The sequence below is a fragment of the Chryseobacterium sp. X308 genome (assembly GCF_020733145.1).
GTDB lineage: Bacteria > Bacteroidota > Bacteroidia > Flavobacteriales > Weeksellaceae > Chryseobacterium > Chryseobacterium cupriresistens.
In genome coordinates this window covers 72,742-89,983 of record NZ_JAJFZH010000002.1, presented here as the reverse complement: position 1 = coordinate 89,983, position 17,242 = coordinate 72,742, and the positions used below count along the sequence as shown (strand labels likewise).

Below are 17,242 nucleotides of genomic sequence, written 5' to 3'. Positions count from 1 at the left end.
ACAAAATTTTACCCAATTTTACAGTAATTATGAATACCGAAAATCAAGTTTTAGGACTTATTAAATTAAGTGATTATATAAAAGCGTTTTTAGCGAAGAAACCGGAAGATCACAATGAAGATGATTCTGATATTGAATTATTGTTGAAAAGGTCAGAAATAGAGAATCCGTGGTTTACTATTGATAATCAGAAATTTGCTTTACAGCAATGGACAGATCTTCTGACTGAAGAAAACATCAAAAACTGGCTTGGAAATTATTCAATCTCTAAAATTTCAAAGAGAGTTGGACTTATTTTAGCAGGAAATATCCCTTTAGTAGGGTTTCATGATGTGATTTCTGTTGTTTTAAGCAATCATGTTCCTGTCATTAAGCTGTCTTCAAAAGATAAGTATATGATTCCGTTTTTATTGAAGAAATGGAATGAGTTTTCCAATGGGAATGTAGTTTTTGAATTTGTTGAAAAATTAGAAAATTTTGATGCCGTTATTGCAACAGGAAGTAATAATACGGCAAGATATCTGGAATATTATTTTAAAAATCACTTAAATATTATCCGTAAGAACAGAACTTCTGTGGCGGTGTTGAAGGGAGACGAAACGGATGAAGAACTGCAGCTTTTAGCAAAAGATATTTTCCAGTATTTCGGATTGGGATGCAGAAATGTAACGAGAATTTTTATTCCGCAGGATTTTGTGATTGACAGGCTGTTTGAGAACTTCTTAGGATTCCAGGATATTATCAATCATAACAAATATGCCAACAATTATGATTATAACAGAGCAGTTTATCTTTTAAATCAGGATAAATTCTGGGATAATAATTTTGTGATGCTGAAAGAGGATGATAAGCTGTTCAGTCCGCTTTCTGTAATCAACTTCAGCAGATATGAATCCTTGGATGATGTGAAAAGCTTTATTGCAGAAAATGAAGAAAATATTCAGTGCGTTGTGGCAAAAGAAGAATTGGAAATGAATGCGATTCCGTTTGGAGAAGCACAAAATCCGGGACTTGATACCTATGCAGATAATGTAGATACAATGAAATTTTTAGAACTGGTCTGATTTTCGTATCTTCCATCACTTATTTCACCAGAACAAAAATGAATACTATGAAAAAATTATTGCTGGGACTGGCTCTTGTGGGCGCACAGTTGATTTTTGCACAGAAAGTAACCGGTGCAAAGGTTGAAAACAGTCCCAAAAAAGAACAGCAGGCCAGTATAAGCAAGGAGAAGGTTAATTTGTATAATGATAACTTTCTTAAGTTTGTTGAGGCCTTACAGGCTTCTGACCGTAAGACTATTGATGGTTTGCTTTCTGAGAAAGTAAAGGAAATTGTGACGGATGATGTACTTAAGAAAGTCAAAGATGGCATTGATCCCAATAAAAAGCTTGAAATTTTAAAGGCAGGATATTATAAAACAATGGATGGCATCAATCATCCAAGTATTAAATATAAATACGCAGGAGAATCTTCCAAAGAAGCGATTACAGCGGTATTTGAAGATGACGGTAAGATTTTGGGGGTTTTACCTGCGAAATAGAAGGAATTTATTTTCGATTAACAAAAAAATATTAACTATGATGACAGATGTTTTAGTCGCCCATTCTTCAGATGTGGAGAAGGCGAATTTTTACAAGAAGACGTATTTGCATGTTGCTTTATCGATTCTTGCATTTATTGGAGTGGAAACGATATTATTAAAAACGGTTCCGGTAGAATTGATTGCGATGATGTTTGGTCAGAGATATATCTGGCTATTGATTATCGGGGTTTTCTGGCTGGCTTCTGTTTTGGCTTCTAAATGGTCGCTTTCACAAAGCAAATCTACCCAATATTTAGGATTAGGATTTTACATTCTGCTGGAAGCCATTATCTTTATGCCTCTGCTATTTATTGCAACAAATATTGAAGGTGGAGCAAATGTGATCTTCCAGGCTGCGACGTTAACTGTTGCTATGTTTGCAGGTATTTCTGCAGTAGCATTCACTTCTAAAAGAGATTTTTCTTTCTTAAGAAATATCATTGTAATCGGTGGATTTATTTCCATTGGACTGATTGTAGGAGGGATGATCTTTGGCTTTAACCTTGGACTGTGGTTTTCGGTAGGAATGGTAATTTTAGCTTCAGCTACTATTCTATATCAGACAAGCAAATTAAAAGATTCATTTGGAACTAACCAATACGTAGGAGCAGCATTACAGCTTTTTGCTTCGATTATGCTTTTATTCTGGTATATTCTGAGTATTCTGATGAGCAGAAGAAACTAATTGATAAGTTGTCTTAGCTTTAAAAATATAGTCCCGGTGATTTTTCATCGGGATTTCTTTTTTATTTAAACACAAAGTTCACAAATGTTTTCACGAATAAACACAATTTAATAAGATCAATAGGAAAGGGCTATAATCCAGAGCGTAGACGAAGGAAGCCCGCTTACTTAAAAATCCATTATCCATTGGCTTAGCCGAAAACTTATAATAATATTTAAATATATTTTTGCCCACAGATCCCACAGATTAACACGGATGCTTGCGTGTATTTATTTGTGTTATTTGAGGTTTTTAAAAATTAAACACAAATGTCTCAAATATTTTCACAAATAAACACAAATTAATAAGATCAATAGGAACGGGCTATAATCCAGAGCGTAGACGAAGGAAGCCCGCTTACTTAAAAATCCATTATCCATTGGCTTTAGCCGAAATTTATAAGTATCCACAGATTCTACATTGACACCGGTGCTTGCATATAAATGAATTATAATATTGGTGAAATTTGTGAAAAATATTTGTGCTATTTGTGTTGTAAACCAAAAACCCAAAAAATCCTGATGAAAAATATCACCGGGATTTTAATTGGTTATTCTTTACAATTTTTCATACAACTTCCAGCTTCATGTGACCGGTTAAAGTCCTTTGAAGTACATTTTACAGTTGAAAATAAAGATTCTAAAGAATAGAAAAAAGTATAGTAATGAGGAAAACCTCAGGTATTGTATATTGTGTTTTTTTTATCATCTTTTGATTGGAAATAATCGCAAGATGTTATTTGTCGATTGATCCTAAAACCTTCTGAGCAAAAGAGTTTAATGCATCTTTCTCGCTCATTCCGTTTTGTACGTTGGCGTGAACTTCCAGAGCTCCGCAGATGTTGGTAATCAATTCTCCTGCAACATTCAGATCTTCTTCACTTGTTCCTCTGAACTCGCAGAAACTTTCCAGTACTTCTAATGTTTTTTCAAGGTTTTCAGGAGTCTGATTCTGATAAAACTGTCTGATTACGGGTAATTTCATTATGCTAATTCATTAAAAAGGTTAATTAAACTTTCTGCCTGGTTAGACTGAACCTGGTTAACCAGTTTTCCGTTTTTAAAAATCGCGAAGGTAGGTAAGTTGTCTACTTTTGCTAATTTTCTGCTTTCAGGCAGTTTTTCTGCATCTACATATAAAAATGGAATAGAATCATTTTCAGAGGCTAATTTTTTGAATTTCGGCTTCATGATTCTGCAGTTTCCGCACCATGTCGCGCCATACTGAACAACTACCTTTTCATTGTCGTTCACTATATTTTGTAATGTATCTTCGGTTAATTCTGTGTACATGATCGTAATTTGAAAATTTGTTAATTTGAAAATGTGTCAATGTTTTGTAAAGAAGAAAATGAGATAACTTTTAATAATCATGAGATTAACTTTCAAATTATCTCATTTTCAAATTAACACATTATATTAGTTCTTAGCTAAGTATTCTGCAGTAGAAGTTCTGTCAGCTTTCATTGCTTCTTTTCCTTCTTCCCAGTTTGCAGGGCATACTTCACCGTGTTTCTGTACGTGAGTGTAAGCGTCGATTAATCTTAAGAATTCTTTTACGTTTCTTCCCAAAGGCATATCGTTTACCGCTTCGTGGAAAATTTTTCCGGTTTCGTCGATAAGGTAAGTTGCTCTGTAAGTTACGTTAGAACCTGTGAAAACTTCGTTTCCATCTTCATCATATTCAAAATCCTGATCAACAATTCCTAATGTGTTAGCCAATTGTCTGTGAGTATCAGCTAAAAGCGGGTAAGTTACTCCTTCAATTCCTCCGTTATCTTTTGGAGTGTTCAACCAAGCGAAGTGTACTTCGTTAGTATCACAAGATGCACCGATTACTTTAGTGTTTCTTTTTTCGAACTCACCTAAAGCCTCCTGGAAAGCGTGAAGCTCAGTAGGGCATACGAAAGTGAAATCTTTAGGGTACCAGAATAAAAGAACTTTTTGCTGGTTGTTTACTGCTTCATCAAGGATGTTGATTCTTAAATCGTCACCCATCTCAGACATTGCGTCAATTGTTAAGTTTGGGAATTTTTTTCCTACTAAAGACATAATTTTTCTGTTTTTATATTTAAATTTCTTATGCAAATATATAAAAGATTCATCTATCGAACAAACTTAAATCGATAAATAAAATCTATAATTGTTTTTAGCATGTTGTTAAATAAAAAAGCCCTGTTTAACAGGACTTTTTGTTTATTTTAATAACCAAATATTTCAGTTAAATTAAGTTTTTTTACTTCGCCTAATTTCTGCATATCGGCCTCATTCACTTTGTCCTGAGAAGCGACAAGGCAGTAGGTGTAGTTTTTATTCTTCATCTCTTTATCGTGGAAAGAATTGATATCTGTGAAAGACAGTTTTGGAGCCTGTTCATACACATTCTTTCTCATATCAAAGTTGTTTCCAAGCTTTTGAGATTTCAGATAAGAGAAGATGATTCCGTCCTGTGTGATTCTTTCAGAGGCAATAGATTTTTTCAATCCGCTTTTCGCTGTTTCGAATAACTGCTCAGATTTCGGAAGGGTAGTCAGAAGCTCATTCATGGCTGTTGTAGACTCATTGAATTTGTCTGCCTGTGTTCCTACGTACGCCATGATCATATCCTTATCTGTTTTCTTGCTTGGAAGGGCAAAGTAAGAATACGTGGAGTAGGCAAGCGCCTTAGATTCTCTGATGGTCTGGAAAACAATGGATCCCATTCCTCCCCCGAAATAGTTGTTGAATAAACTTACCGTTGGAGTAGTGGATGCATTGTACGGATCAGAATTTCTTACCCAGAATACCTCTGCCTGCACCATGTCATAATGAGCAAATAATACTTTGTTCTTGTCTGTCGGGATCTGCGCAAAAGTTTTAGACTTAGGCAGATCTTTCAGGGCTGCAGGAAGTTTGTGGACAGGTTTCAAAGCTGCAACTACTTCATTTCCTGATTTGGGTCCATAGTACAATACTTTGTGTTTGAAATTGAACAGATCATGAAGAACATTAATTAAGTCTTCTGCTTTCAATGCGTCAAGCTCAGCATCGCTCAGTACATTGTTGAAAGGGTTTTGAGGACCGTATTGGGCATAACTTCTCAATCCGGCCATAATTACTCCTTTATTCTGTTTTGCATTGGCTCTGGCTTTCTTCAGTCTTGTTTTGTAAGCATCAAGAGCAGCCTGATCTGCCTGACAGTTTTTAATCAAATCCTCAAATAAGGAAATGGTTTTATCAAAGTTTTCATTCAGACCTTCCAGTGATACGTAAGTTTCCTCGTTTCCTGCACTCACATTGAAGCTTGAGGCAAGTTTGTAGAACTCCTTACTGATGATCTCCGAAGATTTGTCTTTCGTTCCCAGATACTGAAGATATTCTGCTGCCAATGGAAGAATTTTATTGTTCCATTTTCCTGAATCAAAGTGGTAATACATTCTGAACAGCGCGTTGTCAGTGTTTTTTACAGAAAGTACATCCACATCAGCTAATTTGTTTTTAGCGATGTCTTTGTCATAATTCAACCATACCGGAGCGATAGGGTTTTCAGGCATCCCGTCGATTTTTTTAAGGAAAGGAGACTGATCTTCTCTGTTAACGGAAACCGGAGTAATCGTTGGTTTGTCAACTTTTACAATGCTCTTATCTTCGCCTTTTCTTTTGTAAACTGCAACGTAGTTATTGTTCTGAAGATACTTGGATACGAAATCCATGATATCTTTTTTCGTCAGTTTTGAAATTTCGTCCACATATTCCAGCGATGTTTTGTGGTCAACGTCCGAAGTGAATTCATCCATCAGAATACTTGCTCTGGTTGAGTATTTTTCATCTTTTTGAATGATCCCTTTCTTTTCGTTGTTAACGATAGACTGAATCAGGTCGTCAGAAAATTCGCCCTTTCTCAGTTTGTCAATTTCCTGAAGAAGAAGATTCTTTACTTCATCCAGAGATTGCCCTTCAGTGGGTTTACCCTGTAAAAGTAAAACGGAATAATCTTTCAATGCATAAGAACCAGCGTATGCACCCAGTAATTTCTGTTTTTTTACCAGATCAAGATCGATCAGCCCTGCCTGTCCGTTGGTAAGCATATTTCCAACAAGATTCAGCATTCTGGCGTCTTTTGTAGAAGCTCCCGGAAATCTGAAACCAAGCATTACGTTTTCAGGATTAGGTCCTACCACTTCTTTTACAACCGGAGCAGTGATCGGTTTTTCCTGTCCAACTTTATATTCAGGGATTGCTTTAGGCTTCATATAAGAGAAAGCCCTGTCAATTTTTGCAATCACTTCATCCGGATTAAAATCTCCGGACATGATGATTCCCATGTTATTAGGAACATAATAATTGTTATAATATTCTCTGATGGCATGCAGAGAAGGGTTTTTCAGGTGCTCAATGGTTCCGATGGTGGTTTGTTTTCCGTAATTGTTGTTAGGGAAAAGGTTGGCAAACATCGTATCAAAAACCTTATCACCATCATCATCAAGAGATCTGTTTTTTTCTTCGTATACAGCCTCAAGCTCTGTGTGGAAAAGCCTCAGAACCGGTTCCCTGAATCGTTCAGCCTGTACTGCAAGGAATTTGTCAAGAACATTCGCAGGTACATCTTCCGTGTACACCGTTTGTTCAAAAGAAGTGAAGGCATTGGTGCCATCAGCTCCCATACCGGCCATCATTTTATCATATTCATTGGCGATTGCAAATTTTGCAGCCTCTCCTGAAACTCTGTCAATTTCTTTGTAGATTTCTTTTCTTTTGGCTTCGTCCTTAGTCTGGTTATACTTTTCGTAAAGAGCATCAATCTGATCTAAAAGAGGCTTTTCTTTTGCCCAGTCTTTAGATCCGAACTGATTTGTTCCTTTGAAAAGCATATGCTCCAGATAATGGGCAAGGCCGGTGTGGTCAGCAGGATCTGTTTTACTTCCTGCTTTTGTGGCGATATACGTCTGGATTCTCGGATCCTTGTTGGTCGGACTTAAAATAACTGTTAATCCGTTATTCAAAGTGTAATACCTTGCAGAAGTAGGGTCATTGGTTACGTACCTGTACTTGTAGCCGTTCGAAGTAGCTTCTTTCCACTGGAAATCCTGGCCAAAAGCATATCCGGCAAAACTTGCAGCGGCAATACTTGTAGCGATGGTTAGTTTTTTTAACAGATTCATTGCTGTCGTTTTATTTGGGTTATTAGTTTTTTGTTAATTGAATTTCTCCAACAAGTCTTTAATCCGTTTCATAGCCTCTCTTAAATCTTCTTCAGAAGCAGCATAAGAGAATCTGATACATTCCGGACTTCCGAAAGAGAATCCGCCTACACATCCAACATGAGCATTTTCCAGAAGGAACATGGCAAAGTCGTCAGAATTTTTAATTTCTGTTCCATCTAGGGTTTTTCCGATATAGTACGAAATATCAGGGAAGAAATAGAAGGCTGCCTTTGGAAGCACCACTTTGAATCCCGGGATTTCTTTGATCAGTTCATAGACAAGATCTCTTCTTTTTTTGAAGGCATCAATCATGTATCTGTATTCGGAAGGGTCTGCTTTCAGAGCAACGATAGACGCTCTCTGTGCTACCGTATTGGCCCCGCTGGTCATCTGTCCCTGTACTTTTTCACAAGCTTTTGCCAGCCATTCAGGACATGCGGAATACCCGATTCTCCATCCTGTCATAGCGAAAGCCTTTGACATTCCGTTGATTACGGCTGTCTGTTCATAGACTTCAGGAAACTGGGCAATCGAAGTGGTATTCGTTTCGTAATTGATGTATTCATAAATCTCATCAGAAATGATCGTTATCTGAGGGTATTTGGCAATTACTTTGGCGATCGATTTCAATTCATCATAAGTGTAGTATCCTCCTGACGGATTACATGGCGAGCTGAAAAGTACCGCTTTGGTTTTCTCTGTAATAGCTTCTTCAAGCTGTTCGGCAGTCACTTTGAAATCGGTAACATACGAGGTAGGAAGTATTACGGAAGTTCCGCCCATCATTTTTACCATCTCATCATAACTTACCCAGTAAGGTGCTGGAAGAAGAACTTCATCGCCATCATTGATAATAGCTGCCAGAACATTGATAATAGCCTGTTTGGCTCCGTTGGAAACACAGATCTGGGAAGGTTTGTATTCCAGATTATTATCCCTTTTTAATTTATAAGCAATAGCCTCACGCAATTCCAGAAATCCCGGAACCGGAGAATAGTGGCTGTAATTTTGATTGATGGCATCGAATGCTGCCTGTTTGATATTGTCCGGAACATCGAAATCCGGCTCGCCAAGAGTTAAACTGATCACATCTATTCCGTTGGCTTTCATTTCTCTGGCTTTGTTTGACATAACAAATGTCTGTGAGTATCCTAATCTTTTTACTCTATCTGAAAGTTTATCCATTGTATTTTTTTGAATTTTAACAAATATATAATAAAAACGTGGTGTGGAGGTAATAAAAATAGGGGTGTTTTAAAGATTTTTATCAGGTTTTTGTCAAATTGTCTTTGGATGATAAAAATATTTTATTTTGAAGTAGGAGTTTGAATTAATCTTATTTAGTTAAAAATTGAATTCAAAATAAATTATTGTAAGAAATCATTTTGCGGCTTAGTGTTTTGTATCTTTAAACAATCTAAGACCGCTTCTATGAAATATTCTGTTTTTTTATTGCTCGTTTCATGTTCTTTGTTCTCTCAAAAACATTCAAAAGATGATGAAGTGAAAAAATATGTCTCGCAGGTGAATGAAGATTCATTAAAATCATATATCGGGAAGTTGGTAAGCTTTGAAACCCGGCATACCTTAAGTTCAACAGATGACCCAAAGCGTGGAATAGGTGCGGCAAGGAACTGGGTGATCAGAAAATTCAATGATTATGCTAAAAATTCGGGTGGAAGAATGGAAGTGTATCTGCAGCAGGAAGATATTCAGCCGGATGGAAAACGAATTGACAAAGCAGTAAACCTTGGGAATGCTGTTGCTTTTCTGAAAGGAACAGATCCAAATGACAAAAGAATTTTCCTGATCGGAGGACATCTTGACTCAAGAGTAACTGATGTGATGAACAGAACTTCCGCAGCACCGGGAGCTAATGATGACGGCAGCGGAGTAAGTGCTGTCATAGAATCGGCCAGAATATTGAGCAGATCTTCATTTCCTGCTTCAATTATTTTTGTAGCATTTTCCGGTGAAGAACAGTCATTGTTGGGATCTAAACAGTTGGCTGAAAAAATGAAAAGAGAAAATCTGCAGCTGGAAGCGGTTCTTAATAATGATATGATCGGTAATCCCAAAGCAGGAGAAACAGGAGAGATCAACACCCGTATACTTCGTGTATTCAGCGAAGGCCTGCCTTACAAAGATCTGGATAAAAAAGCGATGATGATTAGGAATCTTGGTTTTGAAAACGATAGTGAATCCAGACAGCTGGCCCGTTATATCAAAGAAGTTACGGAAGAATATGTGAAAGGGCTGGAGATCAAACTGATCTACAGAAATGACAGATTTCTGCGCGGAGGAGATCACACCAGCTTTGTGAATAACGGATTTCCTTCTGTAAGACTGACCGAGTATTATGAAAATTACGACCATCAGCATCAGGATATAAGAACAGAAAACAATAAGCAGTACGGCGATCTTCCTGAATTTATCGATTTTAAATATCTGAAAAAGAATGTTGCGGCCAATGTTGCTGTCCTTGCCAATCTTGCAAAATCTCCTTCAAAACCGGAGAAAGTTGAAATGGATGTAAAGGAGCTGACAAATTCCACTACTTTACATTGGGAAAAATCAAAATCCGGAATCCCTGCAGGATATTATGTGCTGGCAAGAGAAACAGACAGTGCGGTGTGGCAGAAAAAGATCTTCACGACAGGATTTTCTATGAAAGTTCCACTTTCTAAAGACAATTATATTTTCGCTGTACAGAGCGTGAGCCCGTCAGGAAATCTGAGCGTGCCTGTTATACCAGGAATTGCAAAGTGACGGATTGTGCTGAAAACCAGAATTTACATCAGGATCAGGAAAAGTTGATTTGAATACAAGAGAAATAAAACTTATTTTTGCGGTTTATAATAATTCACATGTCTGCATCGTTACTATTAAAATATTTCCCGGATCTTACTGAAAAACAGATAGAACAGTTCTCCAAATTGGAAAATCTGTACAATGAATGGAATGAAAAGATCAATGTAATTTCCAGAAAAGATATGGAATCACTGTATGAAAAGCACATTCTGCACTCTTTGGGAATTGCAAAAGTGATGGAATTTGCACCGGGAACCAAAGTTTTGGATATCGGAACCGGAGGTGGTTTTCCGGGGATTCCTCTGGCGATTCTTTTTCCTGAAGTAGAATTTACCCTGATTGATTCTATTGGGAAGAAAATCAGTGTGGTACAGGCTGTGGCAGACGGAGTTGGATTAACCAATGTTACCGCTATTCATGGAAGAGCAGAGAAGCTGAAAGAAAAATTCCATTTTGTAGTCAGCAGAGCAGTAACCCAGATGCCGGAATTTTTAAGATGGCTGAAAGGGAAATTTGAAAAAGAACAGTTTAATCCTAAACACAACGGAATTTTATATTTAAAAGGCGGTGATCTTGCTGAAGAACTTGCCGGAATTAAATGTGAAATATTCAATCTTAAACACTATTTTGATGAAGAATTTTTTGATACCAAGAAAGTAGTTTATGTATCAAAAGGTAATTTTAATTCCTGATTTTTATGTAAATAAGGAATAATTTTTGCTAATATTTGTTAATAATCAGAAAAGTAAAGGTTATGAAAAAACTTTTAAATATTGGATCTTCAGTATTCCTGTTGGGCGTGCTTCTGGTTTCGTGTAATGATGATGATTACCATACCATCGAATCTATTGATAAAATCAAGATAGACAGCGTAAAAATTGTTAATGATACCATGGACGTTTACGCGATACAGAGCATAAAAACGTATTCCACCTATCCGTCTCACTGTGAAGGCTTTTACGGATATGATTATGTTTACAATAATAACCTGGAAAGAACAGTTACTTCCTATAAATATATTACCAACGGCCCTTGTACACAAGGGAAATATGTGGGAGCAAATCAGATTAACTTCAGCCCGCAAAGCAAAGGAACCTATACTTTTAAATTCTGGAATGGAGGAAACAGCTGGATTACAAAAACCATTGTAGTAGAATAATGAGATTGACTTTTGTATTGTGTTTACTGGCAGCGCAGGTGGTGTACGGGCAGAAAATTTTCTGGGAGGAAGGCAAAAAGCTAACCTGGGATAACTTTAAAAGTCCGGTTAACAAAAAAAAGAATCCTGATGTGGCAGCATACACCCATTGTGGATGGGAATTTTATGCTGAAAAATCTTCCGATCCCAAAGCACCGGTTGCCATTACTATTAAAACACTGTTTCATGAAGATAAATCATGGAAAGATGCCAAAAGAATGAATGATTATATTCTCCTTCATGAGCAGAAGCATTTTGATATTGCAGAATTGTTTGTAAGAAAATTCAGAAAAGCAGTTGCTGAAAAAATCAAAAATTCAGGAGACTACAACAAATATTTTAGAGCAATTTACGACGGAATATCCGTTGATTATAAGAATTTCCAGATGGCCTACGACAGAGAAACCCGTCATGGACTTGATAAAGAAAAACAAACCGAATATAATCAGTCGATTTCTGAACAACTCGACAACTTAAAAAGCTACCAAGCCCTTTGAAATTCCTCAATAAGATCATCCACGAACTGTTAGCACAAAACCCGGATCTTTCTGCGTTTAATATCATTCTGCCCGGAAAACGTCCCATTGTGTTTATCAGACAGATTCTGGAAGAAAATAATTACTCAGGATTTCTTCCGAACTTTTTTACAATAGAGGAACTCATCAATAAAATTGCCGATCAACAGACGATTCAGGGAATTCCGCTGTGGCTTTTCTCTTTTGATGTGTACCGAAGCCTGAATCTTATCCCAAGAGATGATTTTTCCGATTTTCTGAAATGGTTTCCCACCTTACAGAAAGACTGGGATGATATCCTGAAATTCTCAGATAGCGACCAGGCAGTTCTGCAGTATATGTTTGATGAAGAAAGAATCAAAGAATGGGCTCAGGACCTTGGTGAGGATGACGATGTTCCAAGAAAGAAGTTTCTTAATTTCTGGCAGAATATGAATGTTTTTCTCCCGGTTTTAAAGGAGAGACTGCAGGAGAGAAACTGGGCTACTTCCGGAATGATTCATGAGGCGGCTAAAGCCAGAATTGCTGATTTTGCGAAAAATACCAAAGAAGAATTTGTTTTTTGTGGGTTCAATGCCTTTACTCCGGTAGAAGAAAAGCTGGTAAGAAGCCTTTTACACTGGAATAAAGCGCAGTGTTTCTTTCAGGCAGACCGTTATTATTTTAATGATGAAAGACAGGAAGCCGGAAAATTCCTTAGAAATCATAAAACATGGAAAGAATTTGATGATAACAGAGCTTTTCAATGGATAGAAGACGATTTTAATCAACCTAAAAAAATTAAGGTATACGAAGTGTCCGGGAATGTAACCCAGACCAAAGTACTGCCTGAGATCTTTAAAGAGATCAATAATAAAACCTACTCCAATACGGCAGTTGTACTCCTGGATGAAAACCTTCTTCCAGCCAGTCTTGATGTGATGCATGGTGTTGATAATTTGAATATTACAATGGGATTTCCGTTGAAAAATTTGTCTTTCTCCAATGCAGTGAAACGTCTTTTCTACCTGCAGAAGCAATTGGAAAAAAACAAACTGTCTTATTATTACAGAGATGTCTTTCCTATTTTGGAAGAACTGCCGAAATCTCTAGAAGATGAACAGATTATCAATGAGTTTAAAGCTAAAGTAGAAGAGCGGAATATCGTTTATATTTCCAGAAAACTTTTACATGAACTGCTGGGCGGCCTGTCTTATTATGGCCTTCTTCAGAAAGCAACAGGAACCAACGGTTATCTGGATATGCTTATTGAGTTCTGCCAGCAGGTAAAATGGCTTGAAATAGATGATATTCAGTATGAGAATGTCTCTCACTTTGAAAACGCCTTCAGAATCATTAAAAACCAGCTGACTCCTTACAATATTGAGATCAAAATGGAAACGCTGGAAATCCTGATCAATCAGCATATCAATTCTGAAAGTATCGATTTTCAGGGAGAACCATTACGAGGACTTCAGATTATGGGATTACTGGAAACGCGTCTCCTGAACTTTGAAAACGTTATTCTGCTTTCTGTCAACGAAGGAAAACTCCCGCTTGGAAACTCACAGAATACCTATATTCCTTTTGATATCCGAAGGTTCTTTGACCTGCATACCTTCCTTGAAAATGACAGTATTTACGCTTATCACTTTTACAGGCTGATTCAGGATGCGAAGAATGTCCATTTGCTGTATAACGCTTTAAGCTCCGGAGTGAATACCGGAGAGAAGAGCCGCTTTATTACGCAGCTCGAAATGGAGAGTACTCATGATATTGAACATGTCATTATTGAAAATTCTTCAGAACCTATTGCCACCAAACCGATAGAAATTTCCAAGACACAAATCGTACAGGAACGTCTTCAGAAATGGAAGGAAAAAGTCTCTGCTTCCCACCTGACGAGTTATCTTTACAATCCGATTGATTTCTACCTTTCCAAGATTTTAAACACTTCGGAAACAGATGAAATTGAAGAAGAACTGTCGATAAAAAATTACGGAAATCTGGTTCATTATTCACTTCAAGAAGTGTATGAGGTATTGAAAGGTAAGGTTTTAAAAGAAAGCGATTTAAAAAATTCAGTTAAAGCAGTAGATGAATATATAAATATCGCTATTGAAAAGCTGAAACACCAGCCGGAATTCTACGAAAAAGGAATGAATTATATCCATAAAGCCATTGCTAAAAAGGTCATTGAAAATGTGTTGAATCATGATCTTGAACTCATAAAGCAAGGCAATAAACTGGAGATTATTGATATTGAAAGAAGGTTCGAAAATATAGATTTTCCTCTTGAGGGAAATGATAAAATTTCTTTCTTCGGATTCATTGACAGGATTGATAAACTGAATGGTACTCTGAGAATTATTGATTATAAAACCGCCAGGACTAAAAATCTTACTGTAAAGATCGATCAGGATAACGTAGATGAATATTTCCATAACAGCGACAGGAAGCAGGCTCTTCAGCTTTGTATTTATCATTACGTAGTACAGCACCTTCCTGAGTTTTGGGGTTTCCCGATTGAAACCGGAATCTGGAGTTTTGCAGATGCCAGAAAGGGAATGGTTGCCCTGCAGTTTGATAAAGGAAATATTGATGATGCCATGAAATCTGTGAAAAGCCTTATCCTTGAAATCCTGAATCCGGATATCAATTTCGTGGAAACGATAAAAACATATTAAAAATTTTAGTCTTAGTATATTTTTTCTCTCTGTTTATTCTTAATAAATAAGCTGGCTTAGAATCGTTTACTTCACGAAATGTTGTGATAAAGCAGGTAACTTTTTGTGTATCTTTACTACTTATTAAAAACTTATAAAGTTTAAATCAGATACATTAAGCACCATCAATGAAAAAGATCCTGATATTTTTAGCTATAGCTTTTTCTCTTATTATCAAATCTCAGCAAAAAAATGATTCCCTGAATATTGCGCTTCAAAATGTAACCAAAGATACTAAGTTTGGTCTTGCACTCAGTGGCGGCGGGGCAAAGGGATTTGCACACATCGGGATTTTAAAAATGATCGATTCATTGGGAATCAAAGTCGATTATATCACAGGAACCAGTATGGGAGGGATTCTGGGAGGCTTATATGCAATGGGATATAATGCTGACCAGATGAAGCATACCATTTATAAAATGGACTGGAACAGAATTCTGAGTAATAAAATTCCTTATAACAAAGTCAATATCAGTGAAAAAGATGAATACGACAAATATATCCTTGAATTTCCGGTAGTCAAAGGGTTTCCAACTCTTCCAAGCTCTTATATTGAAGGGCAGTACATGGGAGAAGTTCTTAATACGCTTACTTTCAACGCAAAGCATATCAACGATTTCAGTAAACTGAGGATTCCTGTGCAGCTTACATCTTCCGATATTGAAAACGGCGGTCTGGTGATGCAGAAAGAAGGATCATTACCGTTGGCTATTCGCTCTACGCTAGCTATTCCTGCCGCTTTTGCTCCTGTTTATATTGATGGAAAGCTTTTGGTTGATGGCGGTCTGGACCGTAATTATCCGGCCAATGAAGTTCGTGAGATGGGCGCCGATTTTGTGATCGGAGGCTATACCGGATTCAGACTTTTTACTAAAAAAGAGATTGAAAATCCGATGAAGATGATCTATCAGACTCATGCTATCCGCTCTGTAGAAGATTTTAAACATCAGAAAGAATTATCAAATATTCTGGTCGACTTTGTAGATCCACTGGGAGAAATTACAACGAAAGATTTTGCCAGATTCAGAAGGATCATAAAAATAGGAGAGATGGAGGCGAGAAAGCATCTTCCTGAGTTTGTAGCCCTGGCAGAAGCTCAGCGAAAAGCCGGAATTACGTATGAGCATACGATGATTGAAGAAGTGAAGCTGCCTACCACTAAATTTACTTTTAACGAAGAAGACGGAACACCCATTACAGATGCTGCAGAAATTGAAGTGCTGAAAAAGCAGATGGGGCTTAAGGAAGGGAAGTATTACGATGTAAAAACCGTTAATGAAGCCATAGACAGGGTCTTCGGAATGCGGCAGTATGTAAAGGTGTATTATACCTACACAAATGTAAACGACAGTCTTGTGATGAATGTTTTTGTGAAAAGAGCGAAAAAAGGAGCGTTTAAACTGGCGTTGCACTATGATACGGAACAGTCCGTAGGAATTATTGTCAATTATACGTACAGAAACATTCTCCTGAACAGATCCAGGTTTCTGGCAACAGTAGATATTTCCGAACGTTTTAAAGCTAAAGTTGCTTACCAGCAGTTCTTAGACAGTGGTGAACGTTTATGGCTGGATCTGGAAGCTAAAATGGTTCATCTTAAAAGTAATGACCTGAACTTCAGGCTGTATGATATAAGTGAAGATGGCGGCGACCGTTTTCCGAACCATATGTACCGTAACATAACCGGAAAAATTGCACTGAATTATAATATCAATCCCAATTCTTACCTGTCTCTTGGAACGGAATTCAGTACGGAAAGAATGTACAGTTTACTGGATAAAGTAGATCAGTCAAAAGTAGATAATTACAGCAAAAAGCTGTATAACCACAGTAATTTCAATACTTTTCTGAAATTTGAACAGAATAATCTTAATAAAAGGTATTTTACAACCAAGGGGAATCATCTTCAGGTGAGCACAAGATTTTACTATGGAGATCAGTATGAGCTTTATGACCTGAACGTGGTACAGCCTCTTCTTTATCAGATTCTTAATCCGAAAGACTCTTACTATTATGAGCCTAAAAATCTCGTTTCATTTACACTGAATGAGAACTTTTTCTACCCGATTACAAGAAGACTGACCGTAAAAGCAAATGTGTTTCTCGGTACGAGCTTTGGTGCCAAGAAAGAAGATCAGGTTCCGTATCTGTTCCTGAACCAAAAGTATAATCTTGGAGGCAGTGAGTATAATTACGACCTGCTAAGCCCGGAATTCAATGGACTTCGTCAGAAAGAGCTTCCGATGACTTCAGTTGCTAAGGCGGCCATCTCATTTCAGTACAGAATTATGAAAAAGCTCTATCTTACCCCATCATTCAGTTATGGAAAGGTAAGTGAAGAGTTTTCTCCTTTCAATGACAGTTTTGATATGTTCGGCTACGGAGTAAATCTTGGCTATGAATCGCTTATAGGGCCTATTGGTTTGAATATTTCCAGAAACAGCCAGCTTGATTTTTCAAGAATATATTTTAGTGTCGGATTTAAGTTTTAAGGATATGCTCCATTTATAATGCTTTTA

At 37.1% G+C, this 17,242-nt stretch carries 14 protein-coding genes; 9 read left to right on the top strand and 5 right to left on the bottom strand.

Annotated elements, in window-relative coordinates; all coding sequences use genetic code 11:
• The first annotated feature begins 29 nt into the window (after nt 1-29).
• From LIV57_RS03450 to LIV57_RS03440, 3 genes are read left to right on the top strand one after another with little or no spacing between them, the layout of a single operon-like run.
• A complete protein-coding gene (locus LIV57_RS03450; protein ID WP_227941429.1) occupies nt 30-1,064 on the top strand; it encodes an acyl-CoA reductase in 1,035 nt (344 codons plus the stop codon).
• Nucleotides 1,065-1,111: 47 nt separating this feature from the next.
• Nucleotides 1,112-1,546, top strand: a complete 435-nt coding sequence (locus tag LIV57_RS03445) for a peptidylprolyl isomerase (RefSeq protein ID WP_227941428.1) — start codon at nt 1,112-1,114, stop codon at nt 1,544-1,546.
• A gap of 37 nt (nt 1,547-1,583) precedes the next feature.
• Nucleotides 1,584-2,273, top strand: coding sequence for a Bax inhibitor-1 family protein (locus LIV57_RS03440; RefSeq protein WP_110008636.1), 690 nt, complete (start codon nt 1,584-1,586; stop codon nt 2,271-2,273).
• A 774-nt stretch (nt 2,274-3,047) separates the two neighbouring features.
• Here LIV57_RS03440 and LIV57_RS03435 read toward each other — a convergent pair.
• From LIV57_RS03435 to LIV57_RS03415, 5 genes are all read right to left on the bottom strand, one after another.
• Nucleotides 3,048-3,296: a DUF6952 family protein gene (locus LIV57_RS03435; RefSeq protein ID WP_002980002.1), complete on the bottom strand. Its 249-nt coding sequence runs from the start codon at nt 3,294-3,296 to the stop codon at nt 3,048-3,050.
• Nucleotides 3,296-3,604, bottom strand: a complete 309-nt coding sequence (locus tag LIV57_RS03430; RefSeq protein WP_227941427.1) for a thioredoxin family protein — start codon at nt 3,602-3,604, stop codon at nt 3,296-3,298. Before LIV57_RS03430 ends, LIV57_RS03435 begins: the two co-directional genes overlap by 1 nt.
• Nucleotides 3,605-3,730: 126 nt before the next feature.
• Nucleotides 3,731-4,363: a peroxiredoxin gene (locus tag LIV57_RS03425; RefSeq protein WP_002980000.1), complete on the bottom strand. Its 633-nt coding sequence runs from the start codon at nt 4,361-4,363 to the stop codon at nt 3,731-3,733.
• 149 nt (nt 4,364-4,512) lie between these two features.
• A complete protein-coding gene (locus tag LIV57_RS03420; RefSeq protein ID WP_227941426.1) occupies nt 4,513-7,452 on the bottom strand; it encodes a M16 family metallopeptidase in 2,940 nt (979 codons plus the stop codon).
• A gap of 33 nt (nt 7,453-7,485) precedes the next feature.
• A complete protein-coding gene (locus tag LIV57_RS03415) occupies nt 7,486-8,679 on the bottom strand; it encodes a pyridoxal phosphate-dependent aminotransferase (protein ID WP_227941425.1) in 1,194 nt (397 codons plus the stop codon).
• 246 nt (nt 8,680-8,925) lie between these two features.
• Between LIV57_RS03415 and LIV57_RS03410 the strand changes: the two genes are divergently transcribed.
• The 6 genes from LIV57_RS03410 (at nt 8,926) to LIV57_RS03385 (ending at nt 17,215) form a co-directional block, all read left to right on the top strand.
• Entirely contained in the window at nt 8,926-10,263 is a 1,338-nt protein-coding gene (locus tag LIV57_RS03410) for a M20/M25/M40 family metallo-hydrolase (RefSeq protein ID WP_227941424.1), read from the top strand.
• A 98-nt stretch (nt 10,264-10,361) separates the two neighbouring features.
• A complete protein-coding gene (gene rsmG / locus LIV57_RS03405; RefSeq protein WP_227941423.1) occupies nt 10,362-10,997 on the top strand; it encodes a 16S rRNA (guanine(527)-N(7))-methyltransferase RsmG in 636 nt (211 codons plus the stop codon).
• Nucleotides 10,998-11,059: 62 nt separating this feature from the next.
• Nucleotides 11,060-11,464: a hypothetical protein gene (locus tag LIV57_RS03400; protein WP_227941422.1), complete on the top strand. Its 405-nt coding sequence runs from the start codon at nt 11,060-11,062 to the stop codon at nt 11,462-11,464.
• Nucleotides 11,464-12,000, top strand: a complete 537-nt coding sequence (locus LIV57_RS03395) for a DUF922 domain-containing protein (protein ID WP_137903962.1) — start codon at nt 11,464-11,466, stop codon at nt 11,998-12,000. Before LIV57_RS03400 ends, LIV57_RS03395 begins: the two co-directional genes overlap by 1 nt.
• Nucleotides 11,997-14,684: a PD-(D/E)XK nuclease family protein gene (locus LIV57_RS03390; protein ID WP_227941421.1), complete on the top strand. Its 2,688-nt coding sequence runs from the start codon at nt 11,997-11,999 to the stop codon at nt 14,682-14,684. Before LIV57_RS03395 ends, LIV57_RS03390 begins: the two co-directional genes overlap by 4 nt.
• A 167-nt stretch (nt 14,685-14,851) precedes the next feature.
• Nucleotides 14,852-17,215, top strand: a complete 2,364-nt coding sequence (locus LIV57_RS03385) for a patatin-like phospholipase family protein (RefSeq protein ID WP_227941420.1) — start codon at nt 14,852-14,854, stop codon at nt 17,213-17,215.
• The last annotated feature ends 27 nt before the right edge of the window (nt 17,216-17,242 follow it).